The 23,360-nt window shown below is 68.5% G+C and carries 17 protein-coding genes and 3 pseudogenes; 11 read left to right on the forward strand and 9 right to left on the reverse strand.

Annotated features, from left to right (window positions below; all coding sequences use genetic code 11):
* Positions 1 to 38 precede the first annotated feature (38 nt).
* The 5 genes from ACFVKT_RS05770 (at position 39) to ACFVKT_RS05790 (ending at position 4,929) form a co-directional block, all read left to right on the forward strand.
* Positions 39 to 893 (forward strand): dioxygenase, encoded by an 855-nt coding sequence (locus ACFVKT_RS05770; protein WP_385727849.1) that lies wholly within the window; start codon positions 39 to 41, stop codon positions 891 to 893.
* A gap of 101 nt (positions 894 to 994) precedes the next feature.
* A complete protein-coding gene (locus ACFVKT_RS05775) occupies positions 995 to 1,324 on the forward strand; it encodes an ArsR/SmtB family transcription factor (RefSeq protein WP_385727851.1) in 330 nt (109 codons plus the stop codon).
* 114 nt (positions 1,325 to 1,438) lie between these two features.
* Positions 1,439 to 2,446, forward strand: coding sequence for a zinc-dependent alcohol dehydrogenase family protein (locus tag ACFVKT_RS05780; RefSeq protein WP_385727853.1), 1,008 nt, complete (start codon positions 1,439 to 1,441; stop codon positions 2,444 to 2,446).
* A 137-nt stretch (positions 2,447 to 2,583) separates the two neighbouring features.
* A complete protein-coding gene (locus tag ACFVKT_RS05785; protein ID WP_385727855.1) occupies positions 2,584 to 3,504 on the forward strand; it encodes a LuxR C-terminal-related transcriptional regulator in 921 nt (306 codons plus the stop codon).
* A gap of 129 nt (positions 3,505 to 3,633) precedes the next feature.
* A complete protein-coding gene (locus ACFVKT_RS05790; RefSeq protein WP_385727857.1) occupies positions 3,634 to 4,929 on the forward strand; it encodes an alpha/beta hydrolase fold domain-containing protein in 1,296 nt (431 codons plus the stop codon).
* Positions 4,930 to 5,672: 743 nt separating this feature from the next.
* On the opposite strand, the gene ACFVKT_RS05795 is transcribed toward ACFVKT_RS05790, so the two are convergent.
* On the reverse strand, positions 5,673 to 6,059 hold the full coding sequence (locus ACFVKT_RS05795) for a barstar family protein (RefSeq protein WP_385727859.1): 387 nt from the start codon (positions 6,057 to 6,059) through the stop codon (positions 5,673 to 5,675).
* 167 nt (positions 6,060 to 6,226) lie between these two features.
* Between ACFVKT_RS05795 and ACFVKT_RS05800 the strand changes: the two genes are divergently transcribed.
* A complete protein-coding gene (locus tag ACFVKT_RS05800; RefSeq protein WP_385727861.1) occupies positions 6,227 to 6,973 on the forward strand; it encodes a phosphotransferase family protein in 747 nt (248 codons plus the stop codon).
* 402 nt (positions 6,974 to 7,375) lie between these two features.
* On the opposite strand, the pseudogene ACFVKT_RS05805 reads toward ACFVKT_RS05800, so the two are convergent.
* A pseudogene (locus ACFVKT_RS05805) lies at positions 7,376 to 7,801 on the reverse strand (carbohydrate binding domain-containing protein); the annotation flags it as partial.
* An 839-nt stretch (positions 7,802 to 8,640) separates the two neighbouring features.
* Here ACFVKT_RS05805 and ACFVKT_RS05810 point away from each other — a divergent pair.
* Positions 8,641 to 9,225: a YrhB domain-containing protein gene (locus ACFVKT_RS05810; protein ID WP_385727863.1), complete on the forward strand. Its 585-nt coding sequence runs from the start codon at positions 8,641 to 8,643 to the stop codon at positions 9,223 to 9,225.
* Here ACFVKT_RS05810 and ACFVKT_RS05815 read toward each other — a convergent pair.
* Positions 9,207 to 9,656, reverse strand: a complete 450-nt coding sequence (locus ACFVKT_RS05815; protein ID WP_385727865.1) for a hypothetical protein — start codon at positions 9,654 to 9,656, stop codon at positions 9,207 to 9,209. The genes ACFVKT_RS05810 and ACFVKT_RS05815 overlap by 19 nt on opposite strands.
* 353 nt (positions 9,657 to 10,009) lie before the next feature.
* Between ACFVKT_RS05815 and ACFVKT_RS05820 the strand changes: the two are divergent.
* Positions 10,010 to 10,634 (forward strand): annotated as a pseudogene (locus ACFVKT_RS05820) (DUF6000 family protein).
* A gap of 310 nt (positions 10,635 to 10,944) precedes the next feature.
* Here the strand turns inward: ACFVKT_RS05820 and ACFVKT_RS05825 are convergent.
* From ACFVKT_RS05825 to ACFVKT_RS05845, 5 genes are all read right to left on the reverse strand, one after another.
* Entirely contained in the window at positions 10,945 to 11,751 is an 807-nt protein-coding gene (locus tag ACFVKT_RS05825) for an SDR family NAD(P)-dependent oxidoreductase (RefSeq protein WP_385727867.1), read from the reverse strand.
* A gap of 539 nt (positions 11,752 to 12,290) precedes the next feature.
* Complete coding sequence (locus ACFVKT_RS05830) at positions 12,291 to 14,066, reverse strand: coagulation factor 5/8 type domain-containing protein (protein WP_385727868.1); 1,776 nt, start codon at positions 14,064 to 14,066, stop codon at positions 12,291 to 12,293.
* A gap of 14 nt (positions 14,067 to 14,080) precedes the next feature.
* The gene (locus ACFVKT_RS05835) at positions 14,081 to 15,070 is read right to left on the reverse strand and encodes a chitinase (protein ID WP_385727870.1); all 990 of its coding nucleotides are present in this window, start codon (positions 15,068 to 15,070) and stop codon (positions 14,081 to 14,083) included.
* A gap of 456 nt (positions 15,071 to 15,526) precedes the next feature.
* Positions 15,527 to 16,159, reverse strand: a complete 633-nt coding sequence (locus ACFVKT_RS05840) for a helix-turn-helix domain-containing protein (RefSeq protein WP_385727872.1) — start codon at positions 16,157 to 16,159, stop codon at positions 15,527 to 15,529.
* The gene (locus tag ACFVKT_RS05845) at positions 16,156 to 17,559 is read right to left on the reverse strand and encodes an APC family permease (RefSeq protein WP_385727874.1); all 1,404 of its coding nucleotides are present in this window, start codon (positions 17,557 to 17,559) and stop codon (positions 16,156 to 16,158) included. The genes ACFVKT_RS05840 and ACFVKT_RS05845 overlap by 4 nt, the downstream gene beginning before the upstream one ends.
* A gap of 229 nt (positions 17,560 to 17,788) precedes the next feature.
* Between ACFVKT_RS05845 and ACFVKT_RS05850 the strand changes: the two genes are divergently transcribed.
* The 3 genes and pseudogenes from ACFVKT_RS05850 to ACFVKT_RS05860 form a co-directional block, all read left to right on the forward strand.
* Positions 17,789 to 19,216, forward strand: coding sequence for an APC family permease (locus tag ACFVKT_RS05850; protein ID WP_385727876.1), 1,428 nt, complete (start codon positions 17,789 to 17,791; stop codon positions 19,214 to 19,216).
* Between the two features lie 37 nt (positions 19,217 to 19,253).
* Positions 19,254 to 21,182 (forward strand): primary-amine oxidase, encoded by a 1,929-nt coding sequence (locus ACFVKT_RS05855; RefSeq protein ID WP_385727879.1) that lies wholly within the window; start codon positions 19,254 to 19,256, stop codon positions 21,180 to 21,182.
* Positions 21,183 to 21,574: 392 nt separating this feature from the next.
* Positions 21,575 to 22,217, forward strand: a pseudogene (locus tag ACFVKT_RS05860) (transposase family protein); the annotation flags it as partial.
* A 498-nt stretch (positions 22,218 to 22,715) separates the two neighbouring features.
* Here ACFVKT_RS05860 and ACFVKT_RS05865 read toward each other — a convergent pair.
* Positions 22,716 to 23,324: a TetR/AcrR family transcriptional regulator gene (locus ACFVKT_RS05865; protein ID WP_385727881.1), complete on the reverse strand. Its 609-nt coding sequence runs from the start codon at positions 23,322 to 23,324 to the stop codon at positions 22,716 to 22,718.
* Between the last annotated feature and the right edge of the window lie 36 nt (positions 23,325 to 23,360).

Genomic DNA, 23,360 nt, shown 5'->3' on the forward strand with positions numbered 1-23,360 from the left:
GGCCCCGTTGATCCCGTTGACAACTACAGTCCCGCCGCATGACACAGGACACACCCCACCCCCAGTCCTCCGATTCCTCCCCCCACCCGCTCGGCCCGTCGAGGCGCCGGGTGCTGCTCGCGGGCGGCGCGGGCCTCGCGGTGGCCGGACTCGCGGCCTCCGCCTCCGCGCCCTCGGCGTCTGCATCGGCCTCGGCGGTTGCGTCGGCCGAGACCACCGCGCCGGCCTGTTACTCGCTCGCTCCCGAGGCCATCGAGGGCCCGTACTTCCTCGACTACGACCTGTTCCGGCGAGACCTGACGGAAGACCGCACCGGCATCCCGTTCACCCTCGGGCTCACGTTCATCGACGTGGTCACCTGTGAGCCGCTGCGAGGTGCCGCCATCGACATATGGAGCTGTGACGCGACGGGCGTCTACTCCGGCTACACCGAGATCGGCAACGACACGCCACCGCCGGCCGGCGGCGCGCACATACCTCCCACCGACGACCTCACGTACCTGCGGGGCTCACAGATCACCAACGGCCACGGCAAGGTCGAGTTCCGCACCATCTTCCCGGGTTGGTACATCGGCCGTACCGTCCACGTCCACGTGAAGGTGCACGTCGGCGGTGAGCTGACGCCGGACGGCTACGAAAGCGGAGAGGTCGCCCACACGGGCCAGCTGTACTTCCCCGAAGACGCGGTCCTTGCCAGCGGCGACGTCGCCCCGTACAACACCAATACCCTCACGCGCACGACGCTCGACGAGGACCGGTTCTACGGCGGGGGCGGCGCCGTGGACGGCCTGCTCGATCTGTCGTACCGTCCGGACGCGATCGAGCGCGGGGTCCACGGCAGCCTGGTCGTAGGGGTGGACCCGAGCGCGACACCGGCGACATCGGGCTCGTAGGCGATCGCAGTCCGACCGAGGGCGGGCCCTGGACGAAGGGTCCTTTTCGATGGCGGTCGTACGATGGGCTGAGCGCATCGACGTCATCGCAAGGAGTCACCGTGGCCCGCCCTCGTACCGCCGTCCGGACAGTGGAGCACCCCGACCTTTCGGAGGTCTCGCTTCAGCAGGTCCTGGAGGCGCTGGTGGATCCGGTGCGGCGGATGGTGGTGTCACAGCTGGTTCGGGCCGGTGAGGACCTGAGCTGCGGCACCTTCGTGGCTCCGGTGTCGCCCTCGACGCTCACGCACCACTTCAACGTGCTGCGCGAGGCAGGCGTGGTCCGGCAGTACTACATCGGGACGTCGAAGATGAACACGCTGCGTGCGGACGAGATGGAGGAACGGTTCCCCGGCCTGCTGTCGGCGGTGATGGCCGCCTCCACCGAATGATTATTTCGATGACGGTCGAGATTTGACGGCCATCGAAGCTTGGGGCAAGGTGAGTCTCGGCACCGGGCAAGTTCGGTGCACTTCCCCCATTCCCGTCCCCAGGATGGATGCGCCATGGCACGACTCGTACAGTTCGACCGGCTCGGCGGCCCCGAGGTACTGACTCTCCACGAAGTAGAAGTGAGTGCCCCGGGCGCTGGAGAGGTGCGGATCCGCGTCGACGCGATCGGCCTGAACCGGGCCGAGATCATGTTCCGCGAAGGCAGCTACTTCGACCAGCCGGTCTTCCCTTCCTCGCTCGGCTATGAGGCCGCCGGCGTGGTCGACGCGGTCGGCGAGGGCGTGGACGGTTTCGCCGAGGGCGACCCGGTCGCGGTCGTGCCGGCGTTTCTGCAGAGCGAGTACGGCACCTATGGCGATCACGTCATCGTCCCGGCCTCGGCCGTGGTGCCGCGCGCCGCGGACGTCGCCCCCGACCGGGCGGCGGCTGTGTGGATGGCCTACATCACCGCCTATGGCCCCCTTGCCGAGAGCGGCCGGGTGCGTCCCGGGGACCACGTCCTGATCACGGCGGCCTCCAGCAGTGTCGGCCTGGCCGCCATCCAGATCGCCCGCCACGTCGGCGCGATCCCGATCGCCACCACGCGCGGCGCAGCCAAGAAGCAGCGTCTCCTGGACGCCGGCGCGGCCCATGTCATCGTGACCGACGACGAGGACCTGCCCGCCCGAATCAAGGAGATCACCGACGGCGTGGGCGTCCGCCTCGCCTTCGACCCGGTCGCCGGCCCCGGCGTCGAGACCATCGCCCAGGGCATCGCCCCCGGCGGCTTCCTGGTCGTCTACGGCGCCCTCGACCAGCGCACCACCCCGCTGCCCAACGCACAGTCCTACCCGGCGCTGACCAGCAGCACCTACACTCTCTTCGAGATCACCACAGATCCCGAACGCCTGCGCCGCGCCGTCGCGTTCGTCAACGCCGGTCTCACGTCGGGATCCTTCACTCCGGTCGTGGACCGCACGTTCGACCTCGCGGACATCGCCGAGGCCCACCGCTACATGGCAGTCAACGGCCATGTCGGCAAGATCGTCGTCACAGTCACCCACGACGACACGACGGCGTGAACCGGACCGTCCGCCGGAAGGGGGTCCGAACCGAGCTGTCCACCACCGGGCGGGCATGCTCGTCGACCCCCTTCGGGCGGGCGGTCGGCGAACCAGTCACGCAGCACGCGTGCGACGTCCTCCGGGAGGCGTAGGACATGTCCGATCCCGCCGTCACGGCAGCCCAGTCGTCAGCGTTCACCATGCTGCTCCACGACGTGCGCCGGGTGGCGGGCGTCGATCTCGCCGTGGGCGCTCTCATGGCCCCCGACGCCGACCACTTGGTCATCGACAGGCTCGTGGGCGTCACCACCGAGGGCCTGCGCGACCTGCGTGTCTCCGTCGGCGCGGGGCTGGGCGGCAAGGCGACGCTCCTGGCGAAACCGGTACAGGTCCAGGACTACTGCAGTGCTGGCGGGATCAGCCACGACTACGACGACGCCGTACGCCGGGAACGGATCCGCGCTTCCTTCGCCGTTCCGATCCGGGTGCCCCGGGGCCCTCGGGGCGTTCTCTGGGGTGCTCTGCGCCATGAGTGCGTCTTCGGCGACCGGGTCATCGGCGACGTCATGACGGTCGTACGGGCCCTGGAGCGGGACCTGGCCGAGGAGCTGGCCGTGAGCCGCCGCCTGGAGAACCTGCGGGCAGCGGTGGGAGGGACGGTCACGGAGGGCGGGCGTGCGGCCGGGGACGCGATGGCGAGCGTGGCCGAGCGTCGTCGGCTCGTCGGCATCTGCTCGGAACTCGTACACATCGCGTCCTCGATTCCGGACGGACCCCAGCGGCAGCAACTCGAAGCCCTCGTCCGGCGCTTGACCGACGAGGCCATCGACGGCGTACCGCCCGATCCGGCCGCGGCGCCGGGTGATCGACGGCCGGCACGTCCGGGCCTGACCGTCCGCGAACGGGAGATCCTGGCCGAGGTCGCGCTCGGCGCGACGAACCGGGAGATCGCCGCGAAGCTCGGCATCGGCGCCGAAACCGTGAAGTCGAGCCTCACCTCCAGCATGCGCAAGCTCGGCGTGCCCAACCGTGCTGCTCTGGTGGCCGTCGCCCTCTGCCCGGAACGCCTGCGCTGACCCCCCGTTCGGGGGGTGCACACAGACGACGCGTTGCCCTCGTACCGGTCGACTCTCATGCTGATCATCACCCCCAGCCATCCGCTGTCAGCCCCGCCCTGATCAGCACCACGAGAGACACGATCCACCATGCGCAACGACCTCGAAGGTCCCGCAACCACCACCGCCGCACCCCCCGTACCAGGACGAGGCCGGAGGGACCGCGCGAGGTCGCGTGGCGGCCTCGTCGGTCGCATCGCCCGGGGCGCGCTCCTGGTGGCCGCCCTGCTCCTCGCCCTGTTCCTTCTGCTCGGCCAGCTCCAGGCGGTGCTGCCGGTCAGCTGGTGGTCGCCGTTCCTGAACGTCCTGCCGATCGAGCTCTTTCTCCTCGTCGTCGCCATAGCCCGGGACGTGCTCGGCTCATGGGCCCTCGTGCTGGCGGCCCTGGCCCTGGGCGCGGGTGTGTTCGCACTGCGCCGCCATGGCCGGCGACGGCTGCCCCTCGCCCTCTCCGCGATCAGCGGAACAGCTTTGCTGCTCGCCCTGGCCACCACCACCGTGCAGGTCATCTCGGTACACGGTGCCACCGGCCAGTGGTTCCTGTTCTCGCCGGCCACGCCCGCGAGCGCGACCGGCCGGGAGCCCGACCGGACCGTCACCTACGCCACCCTCGGCGGCGAACAGATGAAGGCTGATCTGTACCTGCCGGATACCGCATCGGCGTCGGCTGCCCCGCTGGTCGTCAGCATCCACGGCGGTGGCTTCATCAGCGGCAGCCGCGGCCCCACCGTCTATACGAGCTGGCTGGCCGACCAGGGATACGCGGTCCTCGACGTCGACTACCGGCTGGCCACCGCCACCGAGCACACCTGGAACACCGCCGACGCCGACGTCGGCTGCGCCATGACCTGGGCCACCGCACATGCCTCCGAATACGGCCTGGACATGGACCGCGTGGCCACCTTCGGCGGATCCGCGGGCGGCAACCTGGCCATCAATGTCGCCTACAAGGCCAACGCGGGTACCTTGGAGCCCAGTTGTGGTAAAGCTGACCAACTGCCCAAGGTCAACGCCGCGATCGGCGCCTATCCCGTGGTCGATCTCTCCACCTCGGTGGGCGAGGGCGCGTACGGCAAGGAGTCCGGCGACTGGTACGTCGGCGGTGACCCCGCCCAGTACCCGGAGCGCTACGAGGCCGTCGACTCCGTGAACCAGATCAGCAAGGACGCCCCGCCGACCCTGATCGTCCAGGGCTCCCGGGACCACCTCGTCTTCGCCGACCACACCGAGGCCTTCGCGGACAAGCTGACGACTGCAGGTGTCACCCACAGCTACGTCGAACTCCCCTTCATGGAACACGCCTACGACAGTGTCGCCGCCGACATCGGCACCAAGGCCACGCGGGCACTGACGCTGCCGTGGCTCCAGGAGTACATCGGAGGCTGACGAACTCCTGCTCTCCCGGGCCACGAACCTCAGCACACCGCGCGCGACACCGCTGCCCGAGGAGTCCCGCTCACATGTCCACCCATTGACGACCCATTGACGACCCATGCGGGTTGCCTGCCCCGCACAGAACGGAGCAGGCAACCTCACCTTCCGCCCACCGAAGGCAGGGCATGTCCGCCGAACCCGATGACTCGATTGCCCATCCCTCCGCCAAGCCCCTACCTCGACGGCGCGGCCCGCGAGGCCGATCCGATCTGCGCCAAGGGCCGCGGCGAGGCCGTCCACATCGGCTTGACGCCCGTTGTCGCGAACGCGGTCTTCCACGTCACCAGGCGCCGGATCCATGCTCTGCCCGTCACGGCCGAAGCCGTCCTACGAGCAACTGAACCGTTCCCTCAAAACGTCCGGCGGCCAACCCCCGCCCGTCCGCCGGACACCAGGGCCGCCGTCGCGACCGTCCCCCGCAGCGCGGCGGCGGCCCGCCCGCCTCTGCCACGGGTCACCGAAATCGCGTCCATGCTCAACAGCGTCGACATACTGCACCGTTGGTGCCACGAGTCACGCCCCTTCGCCGTAGGTGGTGGTGCGGTCCTCGGCGTCTGCCAACCGTGGTGCTCTGAGCAGTTCTCGCCTTGGCCAACGCCCACGGCACAAAGCCTCGCGCCAACCGTTGACACCCGGCCCGCAGAGTCACCGATCACATGCCGCCTGCCGGAGCGGTGGAGACGAGGTATTGGTGACTACGGAAGCCGCAGGACGCCAGGGGCACGATCCTCGAAGATCGTGATCAGCCATTCGAAGACGGTCGGCCCGTGCTCTGTTCGCGCCGCAGCCAGATCCTTGCTGACAGCAGGACGGTTCGTGGGATGGCACCGTGAGAGGCGAATCTCCAGCTGTCGAGCGGTCTCCGGATAGCCCAGGTACTCGCGGGATGCCTGGTGGTCACGCCATTCGACAGCGTAGTCATCGTCGTCGGGCTGCCCGAAGCCACCGCTGAGGCAGTCGGCGAAGGCGTCGAGGTTCTTGCCGAAGTAGCCTCCAGGGCCGTTGACCGCCTCGCCGATGAGTCGCCAGAAGTCCTCCAGGGTCCTCACCTGAGTGCCGTCCAGCACGTATATCGCCGTCACGGTACGAAGGATACGTCCAGCTCGCCGGACTAGGAGTAGTGGCGCTCGGCCTGGTCAGGGGGCGGTGTCGTGGACGAGGGCCGTGGGTAGAGGGACGCGGTAAGCCGCGTAATCGCATGCGATAAACCTGGCGACGTCGGCGATCATCCCCGGGATACTGGTCGCCCATGGATGAGGTCAAAGTCGTCGTCGCCCATTCCGAGCGCGCGACTCTGCGCGTCGGTGACGTGTTCTTGAAGGTGGACGCCGATCAGGCGCGCATCGACGTCGAGGTCGAGATGATGTCCCTCGCGCCGGTCCCGACCCCGGAGGTCCTGTGGTGCAAGCCGCCCGTGCTTGCGATCGCCGCGGTCCCGGGGAGGACGCTTGGGCGCCTCGGCGGGCCGTCGACCGGGTCGTCGGCGGCATGGGCCGCGGCGGGCGCCGCCATCCGGAGGTTGCACGACGCGCCGCTGCCGCCCCTGCCGGGCCAGGCCGGCAGGAGCATCGTCGCGCTGGCGGCGGAACTCGACGACGAGTGCGAGTTGCTCGTGACGAACGGCGTTCTGCCCGCCGACCTGATCACCCGCAACCGTCAGGTCGCCGAGGCCGCGCTTCGGCCGTGGACTCCGGCGTTCACACACGGCGATCTGCAGATCGCGCACGTCTTCGTCGACGGCGATGAGGTCACGGGCATCATCGACTGGTCCGAGGCGGGTCAGGGCGATGCCCTGTACGACCTCGCCACCTTCACGCTCGGACACGAGGAGCACCTCGCCGACGTCGTCGCCGGCTATGGCACCGATATCGACCTCGACGTGATCCACGCGTGGTGGTCGTTGCGAAGCCTGCTGATAGTTCGCTGGCTGAGCGAGCATGGCTTCGACCCGTTCGCACCGGGCTGTGAGGTCGACGTGCTGAGGTCCCGGATGTGAGCCTGCGCGGGCCCGACTGCTACGGGTGCGTTCTGGCGCGTCGAGCAGTCCATCTGCTCAAGCTCATCGCCTGTGCTCGATCCGGACAAAATGCGGTGCGGAGTCGTCGCTCAGCGGATTACGCCGCAGGCGAGGGCGACGAACGCGTGGTGGGGTGGATGTCGTCGCGCATCTCCCAGCGGATGCGCAGGCGGCGGAACCAGTGCAGCAGCGCGACCGCTCCTTCCACGAGCTAGCGGTAGACGCCCAGGCCGGAGCCGTGCCCGGTGCCGCGCCGAGCGAGGTGCGGGGTGACCTGGAACTGGCGGACCTTATAGGACAGTTCATGGCGACGTAGCACCCGATCATGATCCGACTCGCAAGATCACTTGACGACCAGTTCTAGGCGCCGCCACCGCCACCGCCACCGCCGCTGCCGCCGGGCTCGTCCAGGGTGATGTCGTCGGCGTAGTAGGTGCCCTGTGCGTACCAGCCGTGGACGTAGATCGTGGCGTTGGTCTGGGAAGGGCCTGTGGTGAAGGAGACGGTCAGTGGGCTGTATTGGGAGGGGGAAGTGGTCCAGGTGGAGGCACCGCCGTTCACGCCCAGGTAGACGTTGGAGCCGCGGAACCAGCCGCTGAGTGAGTAGGTGGTGTTCGGCCGTACCGCGACGGTCTGATTGCACTGCGCGGTGTCGCTCGAATTCACCGTCCCCTGGAGGGCCTTGGACCCTCCGTGGACGGGGGAGGAGACGATCGAGCCCGGGTTGCCGGTGCAGCTCCAGGGCGAGAGGCTGCCCGACTCGAAGCCGGGGTTGGTCAGGACGTCGGCGGCCCCGACCGCGCCCGGAGCGACCGGCGTCGGAGCGGCAGAGGCGATCGGCGGGGGCGCGGCCGGGGTGGCGTCGGTAGGGCTGGGGATCAGCAGAGAGCAGCCGAAGCCGGCAACGGCCGCCGCGACGACCGCGATCGGCGCGGCCGTCCGGCGCTGTCCGGGCCCGAGGCGCGGGCGGCCGCCGGGGCGCGGCGGGCGGGCGTCGCCGCCGGGCGCGGGGAGTTGCTCCGTCCTGTCGTCGGGGACAGGCGGAAGTTCCTCTGTCTCCCCGTCGGTCCAGGTGTGGGGGACGGGCGCGGCCACAGCCTCGTGGCTGCGGTAGTTCTTGTCCTGGCGTATGTCTTCGAGCAACTGGGCCAGCGCGTCGGTGCGGCGCGGGCGCAGCACGCGGATGGGCTCCAGCACGGGGCGGTCGTCCGGTGAGTCGGACGCGGGCGGTGTGGGCACGGTGCTGTCCTTCCGTCCCGTGGTAGAGACCTGAGCTGTCCCTCTGGAATTGATACGCAACACCGGCTCCGGAGGTTCAGCCGGGCGCCGCGCCCGGGGAAGTCACGCGGAACGCAAGGGAGGTCAGGGAGAGTCGTACGTCGACCTCGGCACGAAGCGTGGAGCCCGGCTTTCCGGGACTGGCCACCGTGGCGCGGCACCGAGCGATTCCTCCCTTTCAGGAGCGGGGGAGTTGCAGCTGCGGCGGCTGCGGGTGCTGTACGCGCTGTCCGTCGTCGTACTGGCGCAGAGCACTTGTTCCGCAGCTGCCGTATTCCTGGGCGAGAAGGTTCGTTGGCCCCTTCTGCGTGGCCCTGAGCCGTGGGAATTCGCTGGTCGAAACCGGGCCCGTACGGGATGCTGCACGCGTGATCGAGCGAGAAGCCGCCGTTCGGGCTGTCGAAGAACAGCTGGAGCGCGACTATCAGCAATGGCGGGCTGTGAGCACGGACGCGGTGAGGATGGCTGTGGTCCGTGTCGAGGAGCACGAGCTGGTGTGGATCGTCTCCTGGCAGTCCGAGGAGTTCGCAAGCAATCGGAACTCGAAGTACATGCTGGTCGGCAATGGGCCTTACCTGGTCGACCGCGTCGACGGGGGACTACACCAGATCGGCGTCGTCTCCGCGGTAACCGGGGAGTGGGAGAACGACTACCGGACCCGAATACGTGGGCTGCCGGTCCACACTGCAGTGGACGACCTGCACGATGCGCTCTGCGTAGTCGCCACTACACACGGACGCATGCACGCTGTGCGGACACTGCGCCAGAGGCTGCCGATGCTCTCGCCTGCGGAGGCCATCGAGTACGTGAGCGCCCTGCTGGACGGTGATGCGCCCGCGCGCCTCGTGGCCGTCGCCACCAAGGAACTCGTGGAGCCTCTCAACCCGGTACTTGCGGTGAGGACCATTTCGAGTGGAGCAGTGATCCGAACCGGTCAGAGACCCGACGGATGACGGGAAAGCCAGTCGGCATGCCGATCGCGCACCCGGTCCCGTTCCTCGGACGTGGCGAGGAAGACGTCGGCGCCACCGTCGTAGGGGTGATGGATGCGCTGCATCCGGGTGTCGGTGATGAGAACGCCCGCCACCTTGTCGTCGGCGATGTCTCGGAGCGACTCGTCGATGCAGCCTCGCCGCCAGGGCCGGCGGGCGGCGAAGAGGTGGCAGTACGTGCGGAACTCAGGGTCAGGATCGTCCTCCACCAGCAAGCTCTGCCAATAGCCCGTGACGGGTTGCGATGACGGAACCTCGGCTTCGGTTGTCCAGAGCGGAGTGATCACATACACGTCCGCACCAGCGAACAACTCATCGAGGACGGTGTTGTAGCGCTCCAGGACGACGGTGTACTCGCTCTCGTCGTCCGCGTACCGCTTCGACTCTGGCAAGCTGTGAAAACGTACCCAAACGTCCCGATACGGGTCACGGAGCTTGTACCCAACCGGAGGGCAACTAGGCCAACTCTGCTGCCACAGCTCCGTCAAATCTGCCTGCCCGTCTCCAGGCACCCGCCGCACTCGCCCCTCTCGCGTATGGACTTACCGACGACCATGATGCCGGGGCTCACCCCCGAGGGAAACCGACTTCTCAGCTGTCACTTCGCGGGCTGCTGATGCGGCCCGGTCCAGTCGCGCTTGACGAATTTCGTCCAGTCCGTCGCGCTGGTGCCGGTGAGGGCGGCGGACTAGGAGCGCAAGAATGGGATGGCCTCGTTTTGCACCAGCAAGGCAAGATCAGCCGTGTGATACGCGATCCTCGTGACGATGCCGAGTTGCTGGCTCTGGTTCGCCGCTATGTTACGCCCGAGCGGCGTTATCTGAAGCTCGGCGCCAGCTTGCTGCGCATGCGAAGTCCTGCGTGCGACCGATTCATGCGAGATCTCCCTGAGGACGCGGGACTCATCACCGCAGATGAGATCGCCAAGCTTCTTGAGGGCGGCTGGCGTGAACGACGAACTGCGGCTTGGCTCGTAGCTGTCTCCCGCCGGACCGAGTTCCGTGAGCGCCTCGGGGAACTCCTGCTGGCTAGCGAGGTCTGCTGTGCTGGGCTGGCCTATTGCGTGGCCCTGGCCAGTTTCGGAACGACGCGCGACGCTTATCTGCTCGCTGCCTACCTTGATCGCTACCTCCGTCGCCCTGACCTCGGATACGACCAGACCGTCGTCATGGGCGCTCTCCAGTTCATCGACCTGAACCTTGGGGGTGGTCAAGCCGACCGCTTCCGGGAACCGGGTGGCCTGTGGCAGCAGTGGCTTCAGGGATGCACCTCACATGCAGGGCGAGTCGGACCCCACCCCCTTCTACTTGAGTCTTATTCGCCGGCTTTGCGCGTTCGTCGACGAATGCGCCGAGGCTCTATTCGAATAAGCCCGGCTCGCAACACCGCTCGGCTGGCGCTGGCCGTCGGTGATGGCGTTTGCATCGGGGATCGCATCCTCGACGGACGTCGGCCTGTGGTCGGTCGCCGGCGCTCGGTTCCCGCTGACCGAGGCGCAGCGTCGCGCGTGGCTAGCTCTACTAGGGAGCCGCGCCCGCGCCGCGCTCCGTGGCGCCATGTGAGACCGGAGCCGTCGCCCGCCAACGCTACTCCACCTCTCTGGGCTGCCGTGAGGTCTGTAGCGGCTGTTCTTGTGGGTTGCGGGGAGCGATCGGGTGGTCAACGGTGTCTGTGTCCGGCTCAGCCGGCTTTCGCCTGAGCGGATATGCCTCCGTCGACCGGCATGGCCACCCCTGTGACGAAGGACGCGCGGGGGCTGCACAGCCAGGCCGCGGCTTCCGCGATCTCCCGCGGTGCCGCCATGCGCTTCTGGATCTGCGGGGCGATGAACGCCTGCTCCAGGTGCGGGAACTGAGCCACGGCTCCGTCGATCATCTCGCTGCGGGTGGTGCCGACGACGAGTGCGTTCACGCGGATGCCCTTGTCCCCGTACTCGGCTGCCGACGCACGGGTGATGCCGAGGACGGCGTGTTTGGCGGCGACGTAGGGAACCGAGGCGCCCGTCGCGTAACGGCCTGCCGTACTGCTGGTGTTGACGATGGAGCCGCCCTTGCCCGAGGCCAGCATCACGGGCAGTTGGTGCTTCATGCAGTTCCAGACACCACGGACGTTGATGTCCATCGTGCGGTCGTAGACCTCGTCGTCGGTCTCGTGGAGCGAAGCCTCGACGGTGGCGTAACCGGCATTGTTGAAGGCGCAGTCGAGGCTCCCGAACCGCTCCACGCTCGCCTCGACCACCCGGCGGACATCACCGGACTGAGTGACATCACCCGGGACAGCCAGTGCGTGGCCGCCCGCGCCGGTGATCTCCTCGGCGAGAGCTCGCAGCCGGTCTCCACGGCGCGCCATCAGGACGACCGCGGCGCCTTCCTGCGCGAACAGCCGTGCAGCGGCCTCACCGATACCGCTGGACGCCCCCGTGATCATCGCCACCTGCCCTGCCAGCAGGCCCTCGTGGCTCCCCTGTGTGATCTTCTGTTCGGTCATCGGCCGAGCATACGTGGTGAGGTCCTGGGACGTCTGGAGATCGCCGGGGCCACGGTGCCGACGACCTGCGGGTTCTGTGCGAGACCGTCCCGTCGTAGACCTCGCTGTGTCCGCCACCTTGAGCTGGGCAAGATCTTCCGTGCTGCCCCAGTGGCATTCGCAGTTGTGCTCGTCGGGGTGGGCGGTCATCCCTGGAAGGTGACTGACAGGCCATCCATTGCGGCGTCGAGGCGAAGTCGGGCGCGGGATCGGTCGAGGTTCATCATGGATGTCCTGCTGGTCAAGCGGATGCCGATTGACTACCGGGTGATCATCACCCGATCAGTGGCCACTCTGCAAGAGCTCGGTGACCCGGCGGTCGGTGGCCGAGGCCGACGGATTCGAACGGTTTCGCAAGGTGGGGTTCCTCTACGAGTTCGCAGAGGGCGTCCTGCGACGTCGTGGACTCGCGCTCTGTGCTCGTGCGGCAGAGGGCGGGCGGGGCGATCCTCGCCCCGCCCGCCCTCCGGCGCTGAACTTCCCCTTCAACTCACCGTTGTTCAGGGATAGTTGACCAGATTGGCGACATTGCTCGACGAGTTCGAGGGGCCTCCTGTGTCATTGATGACGTGGCGGATCGTGCCGGTGCCTCCGAGTGAGACGGTGACCATGTCGTGGAACGTCACCCCGGCTGTCTGCGGCACCTCGAAGGCGTGTTCGGCGGCTATGGAGTTGTTGGCACTGAAGAAGCAGTAGCTGCCGAGTCCCCATGCCTCGTGGTGCTGAACGGAGTCGGCGACCTTGTAGGCGGCGTAGCCCTGGGTCGAGCCGTTCATCCAGGCGTCCTGGTTGGGTGGGTCGTAGGGCATTTCGTTCTGGTAGAAGTACGTGCGGCCGTTCTCGCCGTTCCAGATGGTCTGGTTCTTCTGGTAGTGCTCGACGAACAGGCCGTACATGGTGACGTCGTCGCCGTTGACGACCAGTCCGGTGTCGGCCGTGTTGGTGTCCCAGCCGACACCGTCGCCGTGGTCGGCCCGCCAGATCCACAGGTGGTCGCCGATCACGTCGGAGCTGTTGACCACGAGGCTCTGTGACGCCTTGCCCACGGCGGCGCCGCCCACGCGGAAGTACACGTCGTGCAAGGACGTCGGATCGGCGGAGTGCGAGGCGGACGCCCCCTGCGGGCCGACCTCCATCAGTGTGGCGGAGTTCTGCGTGCCCGCGTCGACGAGCAGCCCGGCGAGCTTGACCCCGTCGACGTCCGCCACGGACATCGCCGTAACTCCGTTGTCGGGTATGAGGGTTGCCAGGCCCAGACCGAGGACGACGGTGTCGGGCTTCGTCACCTTCAGCGTCTCGTCGAGATGGTAGACGCCCGGGGTGATGAGGAGGTGCTTGCCCGCGTCCAGCGCCACGTTCATCTCGGCGGCCGTCGTGCCCGGTTTGGCGATGAAGAAGTCGTCCAGCGTGATCGACGTACCGTCTGGGGTGCCGGACGACCAGGACGTGCCGCTGGAGTCCTTGCGCAGCGCGGGCACGAACACCTTGTAGGCGCCCTGGTCGTCGATGTACAGGAACGGCTTCTCCCGGGAAACGGGCGTCTGGTCGACCGTGGTGTACGGCGGGCTGGGGAAGCTGTTGGCGGGGGCGTTCTGGTCGCCGACGTACACCATGTTCCAGTTGGAGCCGCTCCAGCTGCCCCACTCGGAGTTGCGGGACAGCCACTGCTGCTGCGAGCCGGACTTGACCTGTCCGTCGACCTTGGTGTCGGCGAGCAGACCACCGCTGGACCAGCCGCCGTCGTCGAGCTGCAGGTCTCCCTTCAGGTGTATGCGGCGGTACGGGGCTGCCTGCGAGACCGCCCAACGGTCCGCGCCGCCCGTGGGATTGACGGCGAGGTTCTCCGCCGATCGCCAGAAGTTCTGGGTGGCGTTGCCCTGGAACCAGTCGGCCTCCGCGTGCACGGCGCCGTTGATGGTGACGTCGTCGGGGGACAGGCCGAGCCCCGCGACCTGGGTGTAGAAGCCGACGTTGGCGTCGACGTCGTACGAGCCGGGCTTGAAGAGCAGCGCCTGCCGGGCCTCGCCGAACTGGTTGGTCTCCTGCTGGCTGAAGACCGAGTCGAGCTTGCCCTGGATGTCGCTGCTGGACATCGACGGGTCGAAGATCTGGACGTTGGGGCCGAGGTCGGGCTCGGCCGCGGCCGCACCGGCGCTCTGCAGGGCGAATGCCGCAGTGCCCGTTCCCGCGAGGACGGCCAGGGCGAGGGCGAAACGTGCGGTGCGTCGGCTTCTGCGGTGTCCGGTGCGAGGCCCGTGATTCCTGCCGAAGAACATCGTCGTACTCCCCTTCATCCCGTGAACCGGGCGAAGATGCCGGTGAACTGCCAGGGCTCCTGGGCGACTCCGGAGCAGGTGTCGTCGTTGGGGTAGGCACCCGGGCATGGACGGTCCCGGTTGACGGACCAGAAGGCGAGCCGTGCCAGGTGGTGTTCGGAGGCGTAGGAGAGGATCGTCTCGAAGTCCCCTGTGCTGACGGTCTCGTTGACGTCGGTGATGCCGTTCATCGAGGAGAGGCCGCTGTGCCGGTAGGCGGCGTCGTCGCTGTAGCCGTAGGCGGTCTTGACGGCGTTCTTGAGTCCGTCGGTGGCCTGGATGGTCAGTTGGCCCATGTCCTGTCCGGCGCCGCCGAAGTCGAACGGCATGATCGTCCAACCGTCCACTTCCAGACCGGAGTCGGCGGCGAGCTGGATCATGCTGCCGTCGGGGCCGCTCTGATTGCTGGGGAAGGTGACGTAGGTGAGGAACCCCGGATTGTCGGCCTTGACCTGCTTCAAGGCGTCGATGGTCTTCTGCTGGGTGGCCGGATCGTTGTAGGCGTCGCCCTCGATGTCGATGTCGATCGCCTTGAGGCCGTAGGCGTCGATCACCTTCTGGTATGCGCCCGCCAGAGCCGTGGCGTCGGCGCAGGACTGTTCCAGCTTGGCGCCGCTCGCACCTCCGAACGACGGGACGACGTCGCCGCCCTTGGCACGAATCGCGTCCACGGTCTGTTCGTCGACTCCGCCGGTGAGGGGGCGGCTGCCGTCCCACTGCGGGGAGCAGCCGCCGGCGTCGAGGACGAAGGCGAGCGTGAACCAGCTGACGCCCGTGGCGTCCATGACCTCGGCGGGGTCGGGGGGACTGCCCCAGCCGTTGTACAGGTAGGGGGCGACCGCGGCGGGGGCCGCCGCGGCTGCTGGGCTCCCGTCTGTGCCGTCGGCCCAGGCGGCCGCGGTCATGCCGGTCGCGGATGCCGCGACCGCCACGGCGAGCGCCGTCCACCGAGTGCGGTGGCGCATACGGTGACGTGGGGTGTCCGTATGTCCGTCCGGGCGATGAATTAGCAGATGCTTACGGTGATTCATGTGGGGGGATGCCTTCCTGAAACGCGGGCGGGCCCAGGCGGCGTGTGCCAGTCGGCGTTCGCCGGCGAAGCCCGCACCTGCAGCTTCCGGCCGGAAGGACGCGGCCGGTATCAGGACGCTATGTTTCGGGACTTGAAGGAGTCCAGTCAATAGGTCTGCACCATTGAACATCATTGTGGCTCAAGGGAGTTGGATATCTTCAGATAGTGAAGGCATGGCGTTGCTGGCAGGGGTGCTTGTGCTTGATTCGTGAAGGCTGGACCGCTCTTGGCATACAGGTCCAGGCGGCGAGATGCCCTCCTGCCGGACGGCCGTGCCGAGCGGCTTCAACTCCCTTTGCGGGCAAGGGAGAAGCTGCGCCGGACTTTGCTGATCGAGACGTCGGGGGATTCACACCACGAGGAGCGTCAACTCCTCTGCGGAGCCGTTCAGGTGGTGGATGAGCACGTCGTCGGGCGCTTCGATGCGGCCGGCCGTCCCGCACACCGCGAGCGCGGCGGCCAGCCGTCCGTTCGCGGCGCTGTGGACCGGGCGAACCAGACACGCCTGGTGCGGGCCCAGCGCGAAGCGGCGTACGACCGCTCCGTCGTCGTCGCGTATGCGTGCCAGCTCCCTCAGCAGCCCGTTGTCGGCCGGCGGATGGTCCGGATCCGGGTCGGTGAGGTGGACCCGGCCATCCGTGAGACCTGCCAGGTGGACGCCGAAGCGCACCCGGTCCCGCAGCCGGGCGACCACGGCATGCGCGGCGGCGGGGACTTCGGGTGGTACAGGGCGAGGTGGCGCCAGGCTTGAGACCCTGCGGCCCAGCGCGAAACCCCGCAGATCCGGCATCCGCACCAAGTACTCCTCCTCGACGAGCACATTCAGCAGCCGGTAGGTCGTGGCGGGTGCGAGTCGCAGCCTCGCCGAGATCTCCTTCGCGGTGACTCCGGGCCCGGCCTGTGCCACCTGCTGGAGCACCGAAAGCGCGTTGCGTACGGCGCGGGGTTGGCGGCCGCTGAGTGGCAGCGCCTCTCCGCTCACCGTGGCGGTCCGGGGAACACGTCGGCGGCGCTCGTCTCGTCATAGACGCCGATCGCCCCGACGCTCGCCGGATCGCGTCTGCTCATCCAAAGGAACCAGGCCGTGCCCGCCGCCATCAGTGCCACGAAGAGTGAGGGGATGAGGGCACCGCCGGTCGCCGCATGGGCGAGCAGGACGGCGAGCAGCGACGGCACGCAGAGCACCGCGACGGCCACCGGACCGTGAGTCAGCTCGCCGATGCGGTGCAGGAAGACAGGGGCGGCCAGGCACACCAGGGCGTACGCGGTGAGGAATCCGTACACACAGAGGTTCACCAGGCGCGCGAACAGCACGTGCGGCGCCGTCCCTGCCGCGATCAGTGCCAGCGGGACGAGGACAAGTACCGGAAGCACCAGGGCGACGGCGATGTGCGGGGTGCGGTGGGTGGGATGGGTACGGCCCAGGCGGTGCGGGGTCATCCGTTCGCGTCCCATCGAGAACAGCAGCCGCACGAGCGCGGTGCCCGACGCAAGGGCGCAGGCGAAGAAGGAGAGGGAGACGCCCAGATCGAGCAGGGCGGGCAGCCGGACGGAGGTCGACCCGGCCGTGGGGAGGACCTGGGCGTAGACGGCGAGCAGGAACAGTGCGGCGGAGCAGACCACGGTCCACCGCACTGCCCGCCCCACGGTCAGGAAGGGCCGCCGGGTCTCGGCGCCGAGCGCGGCGGCGCTCTCGAAGCCGATGAAGGCGGCGAAGGCGGGCAGTGCACCGGCCATCACCGGGCCGAGCGCGGAGGTCGGCGGGGTGAGCTGCCGCATATCGGGACGGGCGCCGTGTCGCACCAGCAGTACCACGAAGAACGTCAGTGCCAGGAGGATCGACGCCGCCTCCAGGCACAGCGTCAGCCCGGCGGACAGCCGCACTCCCCGTAGGAGGAAGTACGCGACGAGAGTCCCCGTTGCCAACACCACCGCCGCCACTGTGAGTTGGGGTGGCCCGAGTGACAGGTCCAGACGGGCCAGGAACTGTTGTGCGTACAGGCCCGAGCCGGTCAGCGCGCCCATGGCGAGGACCCCGTACCCGATCAGAAGCGCACAACCGCAGCAGAACGCGGCGGCCGGGCCGAGCCCCTTGGCGGTGAAGGAGTAGAGGGCGCCCGGCGCAGCCATCCGGCGCGAGAAGGTCCGTACGCACGTGGCCACCAGCAGCGCGAGAACCGTCGCCAGCGCCACCGACCACACAGCGAAGACCCCTGTGTCCGCCCTGACCAGGCCTGGCGTGGTGGCCATCGCGGCGGTCGGCGCGACGGCGGAGACGGACTGGGCGAGCACCGGCAGCGGGCCGAGGGAACGCCGGTCAAGGCCGCCGACGGGGGAGTGGCCGCGCAGGAGGGGAGAAGGAGCCGTGCCCTGGACGCTCATCAACCGCCCCTTCCGTACCCGTGGTGCCGAACCGCACGGTAGGACCGCTCTGTTTCGGCCGGATGAGCGGCAGATCGCCGGGGCGTGTTCCCGAACGGGAAAGCGGGCGGGGAGCTCTCCCGTTCGGCGCGCCGGGGGCTTTCACCGACGCGTGACGGCTCGGCAACGCGCGCTGTTGAGACTGCGGCACAGGCCGCTTCCGGCTACCGCGATCGCAGAGGAGCCCGCGATGACCAGCACGGCGAGCCCGCCCACCACGACCGCCCCGCCCGCCCTCCGCGGTTCCCTCGGCACGGCTTCCATCGTGCTGATGGTTCTCGCCGCCGCCGCCCCGCTGTCCGTCGTCGGTGGCAGCGTTCCGCTCGGCATCGCTCTCGGCAATGGTGCCGCCTTCCCCGCCGCCTTCGTCGTCTGCTGCGTGGTCCTGCTGCTCTTCGCGGTCGGCTTCTGCGCGATGGCGCGGTACGTCAAGGAAGCGGGAGCGTTCTACGCGTACGTCGACAAGGGCCTCGGCCGACGCGCGGGGCTCGGGTCCGCCTACCTCGCGCTGGTCACGTACACCGCGATCCAGGCGGCGGTGTACGGATACATCGGGGTGGCGCTCGACAGCCTCGTCCAGTCGTACGGCGGGCCTCATCTGCCCTGGTGGACCTGGGCCGGAGCGGTCGTCGTGGTGGTCGGAGTGCTCGGCTGGCGCCAGGTGGACCTCAGCGGGAAGGTCCTCGGCGTGCTGATGGTCGGCGAGGTCGGAATCGTCCTCGTGCTCAACGCGGCGGTCCTGGTGCGCGGTGGGGACCACGGCCTGTCCACCGCACTGGTCAGCCCCGACCGGCTCACCTCGGGAGCACCGGGACTCGCCGTCACCTTCGCCATCGCCGGGTTCCTGGGCTTCGAGGCCACCGCCGTCTTCCGCGACGAGGCCCGCGACCCGGACCGCACCATCCCGCGCGCCACCTATCTTGCCCTCGTCCTCGTCGGAGCCTTCTACGCGCTGTCCAGCTGGGCGCTGATCTCCGCCTGGGGAGACGAGGAGGCCGTCGCCGAGGCGGGACGCGATCCGGAGAACATGCTGATGGCCACCGTGCACCGATACCTCGGCTCGTCCGCCGAACACCTCGCCCAAGTGCTCTTCGTGACCAGCCTGTTCGCCTGCGTCCTCTCCTTCCACCAGGTGATCGCCCGCTATCTGCACTCGCTCGCCGACCGCGGCGCGCTGCCCGCTGGCCTCGGCCGTGCCCATGCCCGCCACCACTCGCCGCACCTCGCGTCCCTGGCCCAGTCGGTAAGCGCGGCCGTGCTGATCACGTTGTTCGCCCTCGCGGGGCTGGACCCGATCACCGAGGTCTTCACCTGGATGGGCGGCCTCGCCAGCGCGGGTGTCGATGTGCTGATGCTGCTGACCTGCGCGGCCGTCCTGGTCTTCTTCCGGCGCTCCGCCGGCGACACCCGCTCCTGGCAGACGCTCTGGGCGCCGGCGCTCGGCGGCCTCGGACTGATCACGCTGCTGGTGTTGACCGTACTCAACTTCCCTTTGCTGATCGGTGGTTCGGCGGCTCTCGCCACGCTGCTGCTCGGTCTGCTCCCCGCCGCTTTCGTCCTCGGCTGGGTTCGCAGGCACCGCGTGCCCGCGACTGCCGAACTGCCCGCCTCCGCCTGATCCGCTGTTTCCGGGTCCCCGTTCGAGGAGTACGCACATGACGCCCACCCACCCCCTCGCGATGCTCACCGCCGAGGAGATACGCACCGCCCGTGCCGTACTGGAGGAGGCCGGACATCTCGGCGGCGACATACGGTTCGTCTTTGTCGGCCCCGAGGAGCCGGCCAAGGCCGAGCTGCTCGGGTTCACCCCGGGTGGCCCCGTCGACCGGCGGCTGCGGGTGATGTTGCTCGACCGGGCGAACGGCGACTCGTACGACCTGACCGTTTCGGTGACCCGCGAGACCATCGACACCTTCGAGAAGATCGACACGTCTGTCGCCGGTCAACTCCCTATCCTCGACTCGGAATTCGAGACCTGTCAGGAGATCCTCGACGCCGACGAGGGGTGGCGGGCGGCGCTCGCCCGGCGCGGGCTTGTCCCGGAGAGCGTGCGTGCGTGCCCGCTCTCGGCCGGTCACTACGGATACGAGGGTGAGGCGGGCCGGCGGATCGTCCGCAGCTTCGGCTTCCACCAGGACCATGAGCGGGACCACCCGTGGGCCCACCCCGTGGACGGTCTGGTGGCGTACGTCGACCTCACCGCGCGCACCGTCATGGAGATCATCGACCACGAACTCCTCGCCGTGCCACGGGAGTCGGGGAACTTCCAGGACCCGGAGTACACCGGCCCCGCCCGCACCACCCTCAAGCCCATCGAGATCACCCAGCCCGAGGGCGCGTCCTTCACGGTCGAGGACGGGCTGCTGCGGTGGGAGAACTGGTCGCTGCGCATCGGGTTCAACGTCCGCGAAGGACTGACGCTTCACCAGATCTCCTTCTACGACCGGGAGTTGGGGCGAGATCGCTCCGTGGTGCACCGTGCCTCGATCGCCGAGATGGTGGTCCCGTACGCCGACGCCTCACCCGTCCGGTTCTGGCAGAACTACTTCGACCAGGGCGAGTACCTCTTCGGCCGCTACACCAACTCCCTGGAGCTGGGCTGCGACTGTCTGGGCGAGATCCACTACACGGATGTGACCATCGCCGACGAGCTCGGCGAGCCCTCCGTCATCCGCAACGCGATCTGCATGCACGAGGAGGACTACGGGGTGCTGTGGAAGCACAGCGACCTCTTCGCGGGTTCCAACGAGACCCGTCGCCAACGCCGAATGGTCATCTCCTTCTTCACCACCGTCGGCAACTACGACTACGGCTTCTACTGGTACCTCTACCTGGACGGCACCATCGAGTGCGAGGCCAAGGCGACCGGCGTCGTCTTCACCTCCGGATACTCCGAGGAGGGACGGGAGTTCGCCACCGAGATCGCCCCCGGCCTTGGCGCCCCCTTCCACCAGCACCTCTTCTCGGCCCGCCTCGACATGGCGGTCGACGGGCAGCGCAACGCGGTCGACGAGGTCGACGCCGTCCGTATCCCCATCAGCGAGAAGAACCCGTACGGCAACGCCTTCGCCCGCCAGGTCACCCGCCTCACCGGAGAGAGCCAGGCCCAGCGGCAGGCGGACGGCAGCAAGGGCCGGGTCTGGCACATCGTCAACCCTGAGGTAACCAACCGCCTGGGCCAGCCGGTCGGTTACGCCCTTGTGCCCGAAGCCCTGCCCAACCTGCTCGCCGACGACTCGGCGTCCGTCACTCTGCGCGCGGCCTTCGCGACCAAGCACCTCTGGGTCACCCGGCATGCCGACGACGAGCGCTACCCGGCCGGCGACCTCGTCAACCAGCACCCGGGCGGCGCCGGTCTGCCGTCCTGGACGGCAGCCGACCGCAGCGTGGACGGCGAGGACATCGTGCTCTGGCACACCTTCGGGCTCACTCACTTCCCGCGCCCCGAGGACTGGCCCGTCATGCCCGTCGACTACACGGGCTTCACGCTCAAGCCGGTCGGCTTCTTCGACCGCAATCCCACCCTGGACGTGCCGCGCAGCAGCAACGGACGCGGGCACGGCGAGGGGCCCGCGTGCCACTGAGGCGCATCTCGCTGACGAGCATCCTGGCCCATGTGGGCCAGGCCACTCCTCGGCGTGGCCTGCGCCCGGTGCGACGGGCGGCGTCGCTTCGCGGTCGACGCGTTACCCGGCAGGGGTTCAGGGGGTGAGGGCAGAACGGGCTCGCCCGCTGAGGGAACGGCAGAAATGCGCCTTAAAACCTGTGGAGCTGGTGCCCAAGCTACGACATACGCCTCAGCTGCAAAGCGTACCCACAAAAGAAATTCATAGGCTGAGTCCTTCCCGGTAAGCGCGCATCGGTCGCTGTGATCGTCACCTCGGGGCTGCGACCCGTGCGATCCCCAAGTCAGGGCAGTCGTACGGCCCCTGGTAGGAACGATCTTGCGACGGAAAGATCCGACCGGGGGCCTCACGTGTCGACCAGCGTCACATACACCGCCGCGTTCGATGTGAAGCGGTCCACCGCCGAGCACCTGGCCCGACTGCTGCGCGATCACTGCATCGCGGCCAAAACCCGCAAGGGCAGGCGCGCGCTGGGCTGCTTGCGCCAGGCGGTGCTCATCCTGCGCTGGTTCAGCGACGGCACCCGCATGTCCCAACTCGCCCGCGACAACCGCCTGTCCACCTCCACCGCCTACCGCTACCTCCACGAGGGGCTGACCGTTCTGGCGGCTGGGGCGCCGGACCTCGCGACCGCGCTGAGGCGCGCGAAAGCGGCCGGACTGACGCACCTGAACCGCGACGGCACCGTCATCCACACCGACCGCGTCGCCGCCCCCGGCCTCAACGGCGCAGACCTCTGGTGGTCCGGAAAACACAAGCATCACGGTGGGGACGTACAGGTCATCGCCACCTCGGACGGCTGGCCGATCTGGGTCTCACCGGTCCGTCCGGGAAGGGAGCACGACACCACTTGCGCCCTAGCAGACGTACAACAAGGTCACCCGGGACATCTACGGCGTCTGTGAGCGCGCCAACTGCGTGTCCGCAGCGCGGGCACCGGTCGATCGCGGCTTCGCACCCAGGCCGTCCTCGCGCTGGTCCGTCGCCGCGTCTACGCCCTCTGGGCGCTCCTACGCGACGGGCGGTGCTACGAGCTCACCCCGCTCCCCGTGCCCTCAGGCCTTGACCGGCCGCATGAGGAATCACCGAACCGGCGGTGTGTCCTCTGTCCGGCCGCGGGCACTCGGGGGAAACGCGGTCCGTTCACGCGGGACGGGTCGCGAGGTTCACGGTTCGAACGGCAGTGGTCCCGTTGCGTTCCCGAGGTCTGTTTTGGGCCGCAGGAGCCGGTCGCGGTCGAATGGCTGCCCGGCGGCGGCCGGTGAGCGTCAGCTTGCCGCTCCTCCCCTCCTGCGGGCGCATGCTTCACACAAGGAAGACCTCTGAGAAAGGCAAGGAGACACGTTCGATGGACATCAATGAAGCCGTTGTGCTCGTGACCTGAGCATCGTCGGGCAGCGGGGCGGCTACAGCTGGGCCGAGTCACTTCCTGCCGAGCCGCCGGCTGCCCCAAGGTCTCTGCAGATCCATTGGCGACGGAGTCGTTCCCGCCTATCGCGGCCCCGACGGTTCGGCCGGCCGGTTCGGCGGAGCCTTGGCATTCTTTGCGGCGGCTGCCGCGACGGTTGCCAGGTCTTCGCCCGAGAAGCCGGCGCGGCTCAGCACTGCCAGAGATTTGTTCGTCGCCAGCGTGCACAACGCCAGCTCTGCCGCCTCCTGCTCACCGGCCCCCGCCGTCAGCAACGCCTGCTCCAGCATCGCCCGCAAACCGTCGATCATGGCGCGGACTATCGCCCGGCCCTCCGCGTCGAGGGCCGGGAACTGTGTTGCCGACACCGTGAGCAGGCAGCCATCCGGGACCGTCGGGTCGGCGATGCGGTTCAGGGTGACCTGCAGGTAGGCGGCCACAACGGCGCCCGGGCTCGGGTGGGGGCCGGACAGTGCCTTCTCGTACAGCGGGTGGTAGGTCTGCGCGTACCGTTGGAGGCTTTTCCGGAAGAGGGTGCTCTTGTCGCCGAAGGTGCCGTAGAGGGAGCTCCGGCCCAGGCCCGTGCCCTCGGTCAGGCGGTCGATCGAGGCCTCCGAGTAGCCCCAGCGCCAGAAGACGTGCATCGCGCGTCGTAGCGCCTCGTCCACGTCGAATTGCTTGCGGCCCGCCATGGTTCGTCAGCTTACACATCTTGCACCGATCGTTTC

The sequence above is a fragment of the Streptomyces sp. NPDC127595 genome (assembly GCF_042671685.1).
Taxonomy (GTDB): Bacteria; Actinomycetota; Actinomycetes; order Streptomycetales; family Streptomycetaceae; genus Streptomyces.

Coding starts and splice junctions, on each gene's coding strand:
- ACFVKT_RS05770 (WP_385727849.1), top strand. CDS start 39: ATGACACAGGACACACCCCACCCCCAGTCCTCCGATTCCTCCCCCCAC.
- ACFVKT_RS05780 (WP_385727853.1), top strand. CDS start 1,439: ATGGCACGACTCGTACAGTTCGACCGGCTCGGCGGCCCCGAGGTACTG.
- ACFVKT_RS05785 (WP_385727855.1), top strand. CDS start 2,584: ATGTCCGATCCCGCCGTCACGGCAGCCCAGTCGTCAGCGTTCACCATG.
- ACFVKT_RS05790 (WP_385727857.1), top strand. CDS start 3,634: ATGCGCAACGACCTCGAAGGTCCCGCAACCACCACCGCCGCACCCCCC.
- ACFVKT_RS05800 (WP_385727861.1), top strand. CDS start 6,227: ATGGATGAGGTCAAAGTCGTCGTCGCCCATTCCGAGCGCGCGACTCTG.
- ACFVKT_RS05825 (WP_385727867.1), bottom strand. CDS start 11,751: ATGACCGAACAGAAGATCACACAGGGGAGCCACGAGGGCCTGCTGGCA.
- ACFVKT_RS05830 (WP_385727868.1), bottom strand. CDS start 14,066: ATGTTCTTCGGCAGGAATCACGGGCCTCGCACCGGACACCGCAGAAGC.
- ACFVKT_RS05835 (WP_385727870.1), bottom strand. CDS start 15,070: ATGCGCCACCGCACTCGGTGGACGGCGCTCGCCGTGGCGGTCGCGGCA.
- ACFVKT_RS05845 (WP_385727874.1), bottom strand. CDS start 17,559: ATGAGCGTCCAGGGCACGGCTCCTTCTCCCCTCCTGCGCGGCCACTCC.
- ACFVKT_RS05850 (WP_385727876.1), top strand. CDS start 17,789: ATGACCAGCACGGCGAGCCCGCCCACCACGACCGCCCCGCCCGCCCTC.
- ACFVKT_RS05855 (WP_385727879.1), top strand. CDS start 19,254: ATGACGCCCACCCACCCCCTCGCGATGCTCACCGCCGAGGAGATACGC.
- ACFVKT_RS05865 (WP_385727881.1), bottom strand. CDS start 23,324: ATGGCGGGCCGCAAGCAATTCGACGTGGACGAGGCGCTACGACGCGCG.